The organism is Aquamicrobium segne (assembly GCF_042656785.1).
Taxonomy (GTDB): Bacteria; Pseudomonadota; Alphaproteobacteria; order Rhizobiales; family Rhizobiaceae; genus Mesorhizobium; species Mesorhizobium segne.
In genome coordinates, this window is record NZ_JBHSLL010000039.1 from 18,429 (window position 1) to 30,448 (window position 12,020).

Here is a 12,020-nt window from a genome sequence, read left to right on the forward strand (position 1 = left end):
ATGACACGGCGATCGCAAAAAACGCTGAGCGATGAGGATCGGATTCTATGGAATCTGGTGGCGCGCTCGGCTGTTCCGCTGAAAGGGCGCGCTGCACCTGTGGTGGAACTGGTTGAGCCTTCGTCGCCACCAGCCCCCAAAATATCTCCTTCAGTGCAGGCTTTGCCTGCCACGCAACCGCAGGCAAAGCCTTTGGCGGCGCCGCGCAGCCTTGACCGCCCGACGCTCAACAAGCTGGCCAAAGGCCGGCTTGCCATTGAAGCGCGGGTGGATTTGCATGGCATGACACAGGCAGAAGCCTATTCGCTGCTGTTTTCGTTTATCAGCCGCGCCCATGCGTCTGGTGTGCGCTATGTGCTGATCATTACGGGCAAGGGATCTTCGTCGGGCGGGGATGGCGTGTTGCGCCGCTCGGTTCCCGGCTGGCTGGCAACGCCTGCTTTTCGTATGTTCGTTTCCAGCCATGAACAGGCAGCGCGCCATCATGGCGGTTCGGGCGCACTTTATGTGCGCTTGCGAAAAATACGTTAGACCATTCGTAGCAAGAGAAGCCTGAATGACACCGCTTGGCGAAAAAATTCGGCAGTTGCGGCGCGAGCGAGGCGTCAGTCAGAAAGACATGGCTGAGGCAATCGGTGTTAGCCCCGCTTATTTATCTGCACTGGAGCATGGCCGGCGCGGTGTGCCGAACTGGTCGCTGATTCAGAAGATCATTGGTTATTTCAACATTATCTGGGATGAAGCGGAGGAATTTCAGCAGATCGCCGAGGCGTCTCACCCTACTGTCCGGGTTGATACGGCAGGCCTGTCACCGGCGGCCACGGAACTGGCCAATCTTCTGGCCAGAACAATCGGGCGTCTGGATGAGGCCGAAATCCAGACCCTTATTCTGCGTATCCGCAAGGCCGTGAAGGACAGATAAAAAAACTCATACTGTGGCAGCGGCAGCCTCACAGGAAACATCGGAAAACTGTCCGATCATGCGGGTGATTGCCTCCTGGTCAGGCATTAAACATGCGGCGGTGGAAAGCGCATCGGCAAGGGCGGCGGAAGGTGCTGAAATCGACACTGACTGCCAGACTGCCGCAATTGGCAAACCCGTTTCGGGGTTCAGGATGTGGCCTTGCTTGCCATCCTGATCAAAAGTCGTGCCAAGCGGGGCTGACGTTGCCAGCGCCCGCTGGCGCAGGCCAAGCCGTTCACCGCTTTCCAGCCGCATCGGCCAGTCTCCGCCTTGGGGACGACCGCCCAATGCGCGAAACTCGCCCGTATCGACCAGAATATCGTTGAGCCCTTCATGTTCCAGCAGGCCCACCACACGGTCTGCAACATAGCCCTGACCGATGCCGTTGAGCGTCAGCGCCATGCCCGGCTCCATGATGATGGCTTGCGGGCTGAACCGGATTTTTTGCCAGCCGATTTTGCGCCGTGTCTGCGCAATTTCTGCCTGTGTGGGGTTTTTGCCTGCCGTTACAGCCTGTGCCCACAAGGCCCAGAGCGGCTGCACGGTCGGGTCAAAACGGCCCTTGCTGGCCTTGTGAACCGTGCTGGCAATGGAAAGGCATTCCAGCAATTCAAAGGGCGGGGTTTTTAGTTCTCCATCCCGGTTTAAACGGCTTAACGCACTGTTTTCCCGGTAGAGGCTCAAGATGTTTTCCAGCCGCTCGATTTCGGCCAGAACACGGGCGGCAATTTTGTCTGCCTGTGGGTGATCAAGCCGGATGGAGGCGCGTGCCCCCAGCGCCTGCCCGGTCCAGATCTGGTGGCCAGAGCCTGCCCGCGCTGCCCCGGCAAGGGTTGAAGCGGCCATGGCGGCGGAAATGGCGATCATACGGCGGCGTGTCAGCATGGTTCAGCCTCCAATCGAATTGGGCAAGGCGCGCAGGCGACCCTGAAAATCATCGTCATCATCAATGTCTGATTCATGCTCCACTGGTGTGAGCACCATGTCGTCGGTGATGTCTGCCAGTTGCAACACTTCTCCGCCTTCGGCCCTGGCAAAAGCTTCGGCATCTGTCCTTGATGAAAAGGGCACGGTTTCAGGGGCTCCCATGCCGCCTTCGCGGAGCGAGCCGACGACATAGAAAGCCTTGTTGGCGTCAATCCAGTTGCCATCGCCGGGAGCGTCCCATGTGGCGGCAGGGTCGCCCATGTCATTGACATAAATGGCAAGGATCGGGGCGATCTGTTCAGGGGCGCGCGCATAGGCAATGGCGTCACGCACCTGACTGAAAAACAGCGGTGCGGGCATGTTTTTCATATGCACCTGCCCCTTGGGACCGGGATGTTCAAGCAGATTCATCTGGCAATAATGGCCAAGTGTCTCAGTCGTCATGTCCTGCGGGTCAATATTCTGGGTTATTTCCTCCTTGCAGGCGCTCAAGGCGACCACAAGGGCAAGCAGGATCAGGCGTAACCGAAATCTCATGGCGTCACCTTTTTGAAAGCGGCCCAGGCAAGCAGCAATGCAGCAATGGGCCATAACAGGATTGAAGTGGCCGATTGCCAGAGCGGAATGGCATCTGCTGCCCCGCCAATGCCGCCAGCGGCTGAAACAGCCAGCGCTGCCGACAGGTTGAAAATGCGGAACGCATCAGCCGGATTGGACAAAAGTGCGACGGGCAGGATTTGCGTGGTCAATGGGCCGCCCGCATCCGAGACAATCAGGGCGAGCAGCGCCAGATCATATAAAACGACAATCGCCAGCCACAGGCCGACAGCCAGTCCCGCAGCACTCGATGTGCGCCGTGTCAGTGCAGACAGTGCATAGCCAGCGCCCAAAAAGGTGGCGCCCAGCAACACGGATGACCAGATCAGCCGCCATAGCGAGGCAAGCCCGGCCAGTGCGCCGGGGTCAACCAGGATGGCGGCAATGGCGGCAACACCATAGCCCAGCCCGATGGCCAGAGAAAGGATGGCGATATGGGCCAAAAGCTTGCCAAGCAGGATTTGCAGGCGTGAGACCGGATAGGTCAGCAAAAGCGGCAAGGTGCCGCGCTCGACCTCGCCTGCCACGGCGTCAAAGCTGACCAGCAATGCCAGCAGGGGCACCAGATAGACCGACAGCGAGGTCAGCGAGGCGACAATCACCGATAGCCGGTCAACGCCGACATCGCCGGTGGGGGCTGCGCCTGCTGCTGCCAGCACCAGCGCAAACAGCGTCATCATGGCGGTGGCAATAGCCACCCAGCGATTTCTGAACGCCACGCGAAATTCACAAAGGGCGGTGGCAAGGATACGCTTCATTGCCCGTCCCTCCGGCTGAAATGCGAATACATGTCTTCAAGACTTGGCGGGATGACATCAAGATCGGTGATCTTGTCGCCAAGGGCGGTTATGCGTGACAGCAGCGAAAGTTTATCTGCCTGCTCGCAAGTCAGCCGGAAGCGGCCATCATCGCTGCGAATGGCTTGCGGAAAACTTGTGCTCAAGATTTCTGACCCATTATTGGCCGGGGTGATGAGCAGCGTAATGGGCAAATCCGCCTGCGCGCGCAATTCAGCCAGAGTGCCTTCGGCCACCATTCTGCCCTTGGACAGGATCAGGATCTTGTCGGTGCGGGCTTCAACCTCGGTCAAGGCGTGAGACGACAACAAGACAGAAGCCCCATCTGCCGCCAGCCCGTCCAGAAGGTCGTAAAAATCACGCCGGGAGATGGGATCAAGGCCGGAGGTCGGCTCATCCAGCACCAGCAGGCGGGGTTTGCCGATCAGGGTCTGGGCAAGGCCGACACGCTGACGCATGCCCTTGGAATAGCCGCCAATGCGCCTTCGCGCTGCATGGCCAAGGCCGACACGCTCTAAAAGTTCCATGGCAAGTTTCGGGTTCTGACCGCGCAAGGACAGATAATAGCGAATCTGCTCTTCTCCGGTCTGGGCCGGATGAAACGACACATTTTCGGGCAGATAAGCCACTTGCGCCCGTGCCTGCGCCGAACCCGGGGTCAGGCCGCAGACCTTGACCTCACCGCTGTCGAAGGGGATCAGCCCGAGGATGATTTTCATCATCGTCGATTTGCCCGCGCCATTATGGCCAAGCAAGGCGACACGTTTGCCGCCCTCCAGCGTCAGCGAAACATTTTTCAACGCTTCAAGCGCATCAAAACGCTTAGTGAGCGAGGAAATTTTCAGGGTCGAAGTCATTACTATTTCCTTGGGTCCACCGTCCGCGGACTTTGTCTTCAAAACCCTGCACCTCCTGATCCACCGCAATTGTCAGCGGCTGCATCAGGGGGGCGGAATCACGCACGCCACCGGGCAGGGTTGCGGGAAAGCTCTGCTGGCTCCAGCGCACCAGTTGCACGGCGGGCGAGCCGATCAACAGGGCGGCAGCAGGTTGTGACCATAAAATCTGGTCCATCAAATCATTGGGGCGATAAAAACTGTCGGCAAGGCCATCGCCATTCAAATCATAGGCCGGATGGTCCGACCAGAAATTGCCGCGCCCTTCATGGCTCCATTCCATATGGCGGGTACCGACATATTTGACCTGTTCGCGATTGCCCATGAAGGCATTGCCGGTCAGCACATTGCGCTCGGAACCTGCGGTGAAATGGATGCCGATGCCGCAGCCTTCAAAGCGGTTGTCCCAGATCAGGTTCTTGTGCGCATTATAGATGAACAGGCATTTCTTCGTGCCGCCGCGCACCAGATTGCCGCTCACATCGGCATTATTGGCATAGTTGAGCATGAGCCCGTGTTCACGGTCGCCCAGACTTTGATTGTGCAGGATTTTGCTGCGGTCGGAAAACATGATGGCAAAGCCCAGATGGTTGCCGATCGAGATGTTTTGCGAAACTTCCGTATTGCGGGTGTACATGAAATGCACGGCAAAGCGCAGGTCACGCATCAGATTGTTGCGATAGATGCTGTTGGAACTGGCATTGGAGAAAATGCCATCGCGCCCATAGCGGATCAGATTGCCTTCAAGCAGTGTGCCGGGACTGTTCCAGACATAGATGCCATTGCCGCGCTCATTCATATGGGTGTGCTGTGTGCCGATGATCTCATTATTCAAAACCTGGGAATCACGCCCGCCATGCACGTCGATCCCGTGCATATTGCCGGTGACCAGCAGATTCTCCACCAGCGTGCGATCTGCGCCTTTGAGGATTTTGACACCGGCATCGAGATCGGCATTCACATGGCCTGATCCGGTCACTGTAAAGCCTGAAAGGGTGATGTCGGGTGCGGCCAGCGTCATGACACTGCCTTTGCCGTTTCCTTCCACAATTGCCCCGCGCGGGCCGGTAATGGTCAGGGAGCGGTCGACGGTGACGGGGCCTTGATAGACCCCGTCAACCAGTTTGAGCACATCGCCGGGGGCAGACCCGGCGATGGCCCGTGCAAGGCTGCCTGCTCCGGGCATAACCTCGCGCTCTGCGGCACCTGAAGGTGCAGCAAAGAGCAGGCCCAGAAAAAGAACAGCCAGACGCTTCATCATCAGGCGTTCTTCGGCTTGACGAACATACGCCCGCGCATCTCCATATGGAGCGCATGGCAGAACCACTGGCAATAATACCAGTAGACGCCGGGGGTTGCCGCCACGAAGGTGACCGATGCGGTCTGCTGCGGTCCGACCTCCATCGCCACACCGTGATTGCCCATGGTAAAGCCGTGGGTCAAATCGTCGATCTCATCAAGATTGGTGACGATAATCGTTACTTCATCGCCTTCGTTCACGGTAAAGCTCTCAAGGCTGAAGGCCGGTGCAACCGAGGTCATGTAGACGCGCACCTTGTTGCCGTCGCGCACCACTTCCTCGGCCCATTCGTCAATATCGACGCCATCCTTCTCGGCCTGTGCCCGCGTTTCGGCCCACATGGGGTCGTTGCGGTCCCAGACAGACTTGATGTTGGACATGATCGAGGGATGCACGGCAATTGCATCATGCGGCTCGGCAAATGTCGGGCCATCATGCACCAGCACCATCTTGTCGCCGGAAATGTCGATCAACTGGTCGTTCTCGGGCTTGAGCGGTCCCACATTGAGGAAGCGGTCCTTTGAGAACTTACATAGACACACCAGCCAGTCATTGGTTGCATCCAGTGTCTCGCCCATCACCGTCTTCAAATGGCCGGGCTGATAGTGAACATCGATCTTGTCCTTGATCGGATCGATATTTTCACCTGCATAGGCGCGGATGGCGTCTTCAATGTTCCACTTCACCACCTGGCTGTCGAGGAACAGTGACGTATAGGCATTGCCGCGCCCGTCAAAGGCGGTGTGCAGTGGTCCAAGGCCAAGCTGCGGCTCTGCCACCACGGCGCTGCGCGGTTCGGCATTGTCATAAAAGATTGCGTCGAACTTGGTGACATCGAGCACGGTGACGGTGGGCGAAAGCTTGCCGGCAATGCACAGATGCTTCTTGTCGGGCGCCATGTTGCAGCCATGGGGATTGTTGGCGATCGGGATATAGCGGGTAAAGAGGGAGTTGGCCTCTTTGCGCCCGTCCAGAACCTTGACGCCATTGATCTCCTCATACTGGCCGGCGGCGATGGCCTTTTCGATCTCCGCAATGTTGAAGACAACCACATGGTCCATTTCGGCCTCGGTCATCTCTTCCAGCGTCATGCCCATTTCAGAGTTGTAGCTGGTCGAAAACGCCCATTTGCCTTCATAGTCAGCGTCGCAATTGTCGAGATTGCCCGACACCTGAATCTGCCAGGCGACATCCCACTTGTCGGCATCGACGGCTGTGAAAATATTCACATAGGTCGAAACGTCTTCCATGGTTGAGCCGTCATTAATGAGCGGCGCCTCATCCTCGCCATTACAGAAGACATAGTTGGTGCGCGGCCATTTTTGCGGGCGCATGCCATGGATGCCCTTGGCGTTGGGGATTTCAAGGATCGCATCGGTCTTCATGACATCGCAGCGTACCCGCGCCACCCGCGTGTTGGCCTTGTCATTCATATACAGATAGCGACCGTCATATTTGCCTTCGGTGAAGGACATATGGACGTGGTGTAGGTCACCATTGTCATGGATCTGCTTGCCATTGGCAGCCAGCTGCTTTTTTGTCTTTTCGCTCATGGTGCGCTGATGGACGCGGATCGACTCATTGGTCTGTCCCCAGCCGGTGGCCGAGCAGCGGTTGAATACTGGAACGCGCATCAATTCGCGCATGGAGGGCACACCCATGATGCGCATTTCGCCGGTCTGGCCTGAAGACCAGAAGCCGTAATAATCATCAAGCTGGCCCGGGCCAACCGAGCCATCCGCTCCGGCAGCCAATGCGGTGCCGCTGCTTAAAGCCGTGGCCGTTCCGGCCAGACCAAGGCCAAGTGCGGGAGTTCCAAGCGCCAGCCGCCCGCCAAAAGCTCCGGCAACGGCAGCACCCCCTGCGGTTGCTCCAAGCAGGGTACGCCGGCTGACCCCTTTTTTACCAGTCGATTCCATATTTCAGGCTCCTTTGATTAAATGTTGGAAACATTTGCGCGTGTGACGGTAGGCTGGCCGATGCCGGGGCCAAGCGGCCCCGTTGGCGTGCTTTGCGCCAGCTTTTCCCGTCGCTTCACTTTCTTGATAACGACCGGGCAGGTTGTCTCGGACTGGTAGAGAACCTGACAATGCAGACAGTTGATGCATTCATTGGGGTTGATTTCCCCGGTCGGGTGGATTGCCTGCACCGGGCATTGCTTTGCGCAGGTCTGGCAGGGATTGCCGCATTCATGGTAGCGCTTGAGCCAGTCAAACATGCGCAGCCGCGCCGGAATGGCCAGTGCCGCCCCCAGCGGACACAGATAGCGGCAATAGAAGCGTTCCACGAACAGACCGGCAATCAGCAATGCTGCAGCATAGGCGACAAATGGCCATGCCCGCAGGAAGTTTAGGATGATGGCCGTCTTGAATGGCTCGATCTCGGCCAGACGCTCGGCCTGCTCGATACTGGCCAGCGACACGCCAAACAGCCCAAGGAAGATCATGTATTTGACCGGCCATAACCGCTCATGCAGGCCCCATGGCAGGGTCCATTGCGGAATACGCAGCTTGCGGGCAATCTGATTGGTCAGCTCCTGCAAGGCGCCGAACGGGCACAGCCAGCCGCAATAGGCGCCACGCCCCCAAAACAGCAGGGCAGCCGCCACCGCAAACCATAGAATAAAGGTCAGCGGATCAAGAAGAAATGCCTGCCAGCTAAAACCGCTCACCAGGCTGCCAAACAGCGCCATGAGATTGACTACGGAAAGCTGCGCATTGGCGTACCAGCCTAAAAACACCAGCGTTACCGTCAGAAAGCCCATGCGGAAGATATAAAACCGGCGCTCGTTTCTGACGGCAAAGGTCTGGAAGAAGAACACGCCGGTCAGCACCAGCAGCATGATGCCAAGACCCACGATCTTGACTTTCGAATCCATCCAGATCCGCTTCCATAGCTGGGCTTGCGCTTCACTTTCACTGGGGTCGGCAGCAAGTGTTGTTTCAGAAGGCGGGGCAGGTGGCGGGCTGAGCGCGCGCAGATATTTTTGCGGCAACTGGTAGCCCAGATCAAATGTATGGAAGACCTTTTCAACCGGCCCGACCTCGCGCTGCACCAGCAATTGAATGCGAAACGGCTTTGTCGGGTCAAAGCCGGAATCGGCTGGAATGCGAAACAGGTCTTTTTCGAGGAAATCGGGCGCACTTTCCGCATGGATGGCAGACAGGCGGCGATGATCACGGTCGCGAAACCGCACCGACACATCATCCTGGATCAGGACGACCCGGTCAAAAATGCCGCCGCGCACATAGCCTGACCCCTTGAAGGAATAAAGGCCACGCCCCATCAGCGCAATGGCGCTGTCGCCTTCCTTCAGCCAGGCTTGCAGATTGGCAGCTTCGGCTTCTCCCAGCAGCCCTTCGGCAATGGGCGGCACGGAAACAAGGGCGGCCTGCAACTCGATGAAAAGTGTTTCAGGCGGCTCGCTCAGCGCCCGCTCGGCTGCTCTTTTGTCGCTATGTTCGGCAAAGGCTGCATTGACCTGCCCGACATCCAGCACCAGACGCCGCACCGTACCGTCGCCTTCGGCTTCAAACCAGTCGACGGGAGTTTGCGCCTGCCTGTTAATCTCAAAGCGCGGGCCGGTTGCCTGCTCGGGCGCCAGCCCGCCAAGACCAAGTGCGCGGGCGACCCTGAGGCCGGAGCGGATGATGGAATCGTCAATCACCATCACGGTGACTGTTGCACCGGAAATGATGTCGACCTCATGCGCCGTACCACCGGCCCTGGCCTCGGCCAGCAGATCAAGCCCGGCATAGCCTTCCACAAAGGCTCGCACTCTGGCTTCAGGAATGCCGATGAGAACAATGGGTTCGGAATGCTTGACCAGATGAACGCTGATGATCCGGGCATTTTCATCCACTGTGACAAGCGAATGGATGGGCTTGCCTGAATAGCCTGTCGTGCCGACAAAGTCAGAGGTGATGAATGCCCAGGCAATGGTTTTCCCGTCCTTCAGGACGGGTGCAACGGCCACATCATCGCGGATTGGCCCAAAGCCGTCGGCTCCGGGAACCAGTTCAGAGGCATTTGCAGAGGGCAAATACTCCTGCAATATGGGTGCAGCAACAGCCGGGCCTCCCCAGATTAAAATTGTAAATAATACAAGTAAAAAACGGAGGGACTTCATCCGCACATTCCGGAAAAACGTGATCGTGACGCTTAAAGCTTTTGACAGAATAATTTTACTACTCCGGTGAAGTAAGAGCAGTTCTTGAATCAGAAGTGTGGACCATTTCATCTGTTCCCGTGGAAACAGAAAATGATCTAGGCTGTTTTGGCAGTGCAATCTTTGCGCTCGATCAAATCGCAGGCAGTTTCAGGTGCAATGAGAATATTTCTTGTTTCTATGGGAGCAGACGAAATGCTCTAAGCTATTGTTTTAGCTGCATTTGTGTGACGTCAGATGACGCGATCTGTACTCACAAAATATTCTAAAACCTGTCTCTTAAAACTGGTTTCTGGTTCGGGAGGCACTCTTTAGTTGCAGTCAAAGTGTAGTGGCCCGGATAAACGGGTGTTCAAGGGGTAGAAATCGGGGAAATGAACGGTGCAGTCCAGCTTCCACCGACAAAAAATTCGGCCTGACTGGCAGGAGGCGAAGCCTCTGTGCCATCGCTATTTTCCGGTTGCTGGTTTGCAATGCCGCCGGTTAGCGCCAGTCCGCGTCCGGCATAGGGCATGATGCCGTTCAGCCACAGGAGCAGATTGCCCTGTGTGGCCTGCGCCTTCTCAATCCGCACCACACCTTTGGTGATATTCGCCTTGAACTCTGCGCTGCTGATCGGCACCGAGCCATTGGCAACCTCATCCAGAGCAAAGAATCCGCCCTCAGCATTGCGCTTGAGGAAGGCGGCCAGATCAAGCCCGGTAAGTGCGCCGGGGCCAAAGCTTGCCGAAATCGAGCCATCGGCATTTTCAACCACCGAGTCCCAGCTCTTGCCTGGTCCTTTCAAAATGACAGACACGGTGCCTTTTCCGGTCGGCATCAGGCGCGTCATGTCAAAGGCTGCGCCAAAAGCCGCACCATTGACATCGGAAGCCAGCAGCCGCATTTCGGCCTGTGTGCCGCTTGGGGTGCGGTCAAAACGGATGCTGCTTTGAATGTTGCCGCCAAAGGCGGTCGCATCCGAAACGTCGAGCACGCATAGCCCATCCTTGACCTGTATGGTGGCGGCAAGGGTGGTCAGTGGAATTGTATTGATGCTTGCTTTGGCTGCTGAAAGCCTGAGGTCGAAATGAAGCAGTTCCGGCGCTGTGGGGTCTGCGGCGCCTGCACCGGCAAAAGCCGGGCTTGTCAGCGGCGTAAAGGCGGCGATGAACGGGTCGAGGTCGAGGGTTTCAAAAGCCAGTGTGCCTGAAAGTGCGGGGCGCCCGGCCTGGCCAAAGGCAAGATCAAGCACGCCGGCGCCGGAATTCTTGCCCAGTGTGATGCGGGTGGTGTCGAACTTTATCCGTTCCCTGTTGCCAAGAATATGGCTGTCGAGCAATGCGGCTGAAATGCTTGTCGCACTGGCCATGGGCAGCCCTGTCCATTCCATGACGCGCCGCAGGGAAGGCGACTGGAATTTTACATTGCCCTCAATGAAGGGGTTGATGGACAATTCAGCCTTGCCTTCAAAAGACAGGCTTGCCGGGGCGGATTTGATCGAAAAAGAAAGAGGGGCTGCGCCACCGGCAGCCAATAGCAGCGGCCTTTGGGTGGAGGCGTCGATCGTGACATTTTCACCGCGCCAGATTGCCGAGGCTGAAAGCAGGGAGGATGTGCCCGGTGCTGCCCAGTTGGCACGGGCGCTGATGCTGCTCAAGACCTCCTCATCTTGACCATTGACCTGCATGACAATGCGCCCGTCGCGGATTTCTGCACTGCCAATGGCGGTTGCAGGCAAACTGGCAGGATCGGGTTCGGCAGTGCCGCTTTTAATGATCATGCGTGCGGCTTCAACGGCGCGGCCAATGGTGCCGGTGTCAGGCATGGGCGGTAAATACAGCCCGGAATCGGCCTGTTCGACCCTGATGACGGGGCGGATCAGCCGGGTCGAAGAAAACTGCACCTCGCCACGCAGGGCTGCCATGGCCGAAAGGCCGATCTCGATCTGTTCCGCATAGATGACCGGCTCCTGCTCACTCTTGTCCCAGCGCGAAAAAGACACTTGTGTCAGGACGGCATTGAATTGCGGCCAGATATTGATCTGCGGGGAGCCGGTAATGGTCACCCGATAGCCGGTCCAGTTGCTCATTTCCCAGGCGATACGGTCGCGTACGATGCGGGTGGAGGCAATATAAGGCAATGCCACTATGGCCACTGCCGCAACAAAGGCTGCAATGCCAGACGCCCATAAGCCACGCCGGAGCCATCTCGACGTCATCTTGCCCTTTCCATATTACGCCAGGTGGCGCAAGGTGTAACCCGTAGTCGATAGATTTCAAGTGTTTATGCGCTGTTCATGGCGCAATTGAGCATAAACTGTGTCGCGCTACACAGTTGTGATTTACTACGCCAACATGCTTAATCAGCCATAAAGACCGGCGCAGTGATT

At 57.4% G+C, this 12,020-nt stretch carries 10 protein-coding genes; 2 read left to right on the forward strand and 8 right to left on the reverse strand.

Annotation, left to right across the window (positions count from 1 at the left end; genetic code table 11):
• The gene (locus tag ACFPLB_RS11690; RefSeq protein ID WP_378229783.1) at nucleotides 1–531 is read left to right on the forward strand and encodes a Smr/MutS family protein; all 531 of its coding nucleotides are present in this window, start codon (nucleotides 1–3) and stop codon (nucleotides 529–531) included.
• Nucleotides 532–556: 25 nt separating this feature from the next.
• Nucleotides 557–922 (forward strand): helix-turn-helix domain-containing protein, encoded by a 366-nt coding sequence (locus ACFPLB_RS11695; RefSeq protein WP_378229785.1) that lies wholly within the window; start codon nucleotides 557–559, stop codon nucleotides 920–922.
• A gap of 6 nt (nucleotides 923–928) precedes the next feature.
• Here the strand turns inward: ACFPLB_RS11695 and ACFPLB_RS11700 are convergent, their stop codons facing one another.
• The 8 genes from ACFPLB_RS11700 to ACFPLB_RS11735 all read right to left on the reverse strand — a co-directional run bounded on the left by ACFPLB_RS11700 (nucleotide 929) and on the right by ACFPLB_RS11735 (nucleotide 11,849).
• Nucleotides 929–1,849: an FAD:protein FMN transferase gene (locus tag ACFPLB_RS11700; RefSeq protein ID WP_378229787.1), complete on the reverse strand. Its 921-nt coding sequence runs from the start codon at nucleotides 1,847–1,849 to the stop codon at nucleotides 929–931.
• Between the two features lie 3 nt (nucleotides 1,850–1,852).
• Nucleotides 1,853–2,428, reverse strand: coding sequence for a nitrous oxide reductase accessory protein NosL (locus tag ACFPLB_RS11705; RefSeq protein WP_378229789.1), 576 nt, complete (start codon nucleotides 2,426–2,428; stop codon nucleotides 1,853–1,855).
• A complete protein-coding gene (locus ACFPLB_RS11710; protein ID WP_378229791.1) occupies nucleotides 2,425–3,246 on the reverse strand; it encodes an ABC transporter permease in 822 nt (273 codons plus the stop codon). The genes ACFPLB_RS11705 and ACFPLB_RS11710 overlap by 4 nt, the downstream gene beginning before the upstream one ends.
• Nucleotides 3,243–4,142: an ABC transporter ATP-binding protein gene (locus ACFPLB_RS11715; RefSeq protein WP_378229793.1), complete on the reverse strand. Its 900-nt coding sequence runs from the start codon at nucleotides 4,140–4,142 to the stop codon at nucleotides 3,243–3,245. The genes ACFPLB_RS11710 and ACFPLB_RS11715 overlap by 4 nt, the downstream gene beginning before the upstream one ends.
• On the reverse strand, nucleotides 4,108–5,442 hold the full coding sequence (locus ACFPLB_RS11720; RefSeq protein WP_378229795.1) for a nitrous oxide reductase family maturation protein NosD: 1,335 nt from the start codon (nucleotides 5,440–5,442) through the stop codon (nucleotides 4,108–4,110). Before ACFPLB_RS11720 ends, ACFPLB_RS11715 begins: the two co-directional genes overlap by 35 nt.
• A complete protein-coding gene (gene nosZ, locus ACFPLB_RS11725) occupies nucleotides 5,442–7,400 on the reverse strand; it encodes a TAT-dependent nitrous-oxide reductase (RefSeq protein ID WP_378229796.1) in 1,959 nt (652 codons plus the stop codon). Before nosZ ends, ACFPLB_RS11720 begins: the two co-directional genes overlap by 1 nt.
• 17 nt (nucleotides 7,401–7,417) lie before the next feature.
• Nucleotides 7,418–9,610 (reverse strand): 4Fe-4S binding protein, encoded by a 2,193-nt coding sequence (locus ACFPLB_RS11730; RefSeq protein ID WP_378229798.1) that lies wholly within the window; start codon nucleotides 9,608–9,610, stop codon nucleotides 7,418–7,420.
• Nucleotides 9,611–10,001: 391 nt separating this feature from the next.
• The gene (locus ACFPLB_RS11735; RefSeq protein WP_378229800.1) at nucleotides 10,002–11,849 is read right to left on the reverse strand and encodes an AsmA family protein; all 1,848 of its coding nucleotides are present in this window, start codon (nucleotides 11,847–11,849) and stop codon (nucleotides 10,002–10,004) included.
• Nucleotides 11,850–12,020 lie beyond the last annotated feature (171 nt).

Coding starts and splice junctions, on each gene's coding strand:
- ACFPLB_RS11690 (WP_378229783.1), top strand. CDS start 1: ATGACACGGCGATCGCAAAAAACGCTGAGCGATGAGGATCGGATTCTA.
- ACFPLB_RS11695 (WP_378229785.1), top strand. CDS start 557: ATGACACCGCTTGGCGAAAAAATTCGGCAGTTGCGGCGCGAGCGAGGC.
- ACFPLB_RS11700 (WP_378229787.1), bottom strand. CDS start 1,849: ATGCTGACACGCCGCCGTATGATCGCCATTTCCGCCGCCATGGCCGCT.
- ACFPLB_RS11705 (WP_378229789.1), bottom strand. CDS start 2,428: ATGAGATTTCGGTTACGCCTGATCCTGCTTGCCCTTGTGGTCGCCTTG.
- ACFPLB_RS11710 (WP_378229791.1), bottom strand. CDS start 3,246: ATGAAGCGTATCCTTGCCACCGCCCTTTGTGAATTTCGCGTGGCGTTC.
- ACFPLB_RS11715 (WP_378229793.1), bottom strand. CDS start 4,142: ATGACTTCGACCCTGAAAATTTCCTCGCTCACTAAGCGTTTTGATGCG.
- ACFPLB_RS11720 (WP_378229795.1), bottom strand. CDS start 5,442: ATGATGAAGCGTCTGGCTGTTCTTTTTCTGGGCCTGCTCTTTGCTGCA.
- nosZ (WP_378229796.1), bottom strand. CDS start 7,400: ATGGAATCGACTGGTAAAAAAGGGGTCAGCCGGCGTACCCTGCTTGGA.
- ACFPLB_RS11730 (WP_378229798.1), bottom strand. CDS start 9,610: ATGAAGTCCCTCCGTTTTTTACTTGTATTATTTACAATTTTAATCTGG.
- ACFPLB_RS11735 (WP_378229800.1), bottom strand. CDS start 11,849: ATGACGTCGAGATGGCTCCGGCGTGGCTTATGGGCGTCTGGCATTGCA.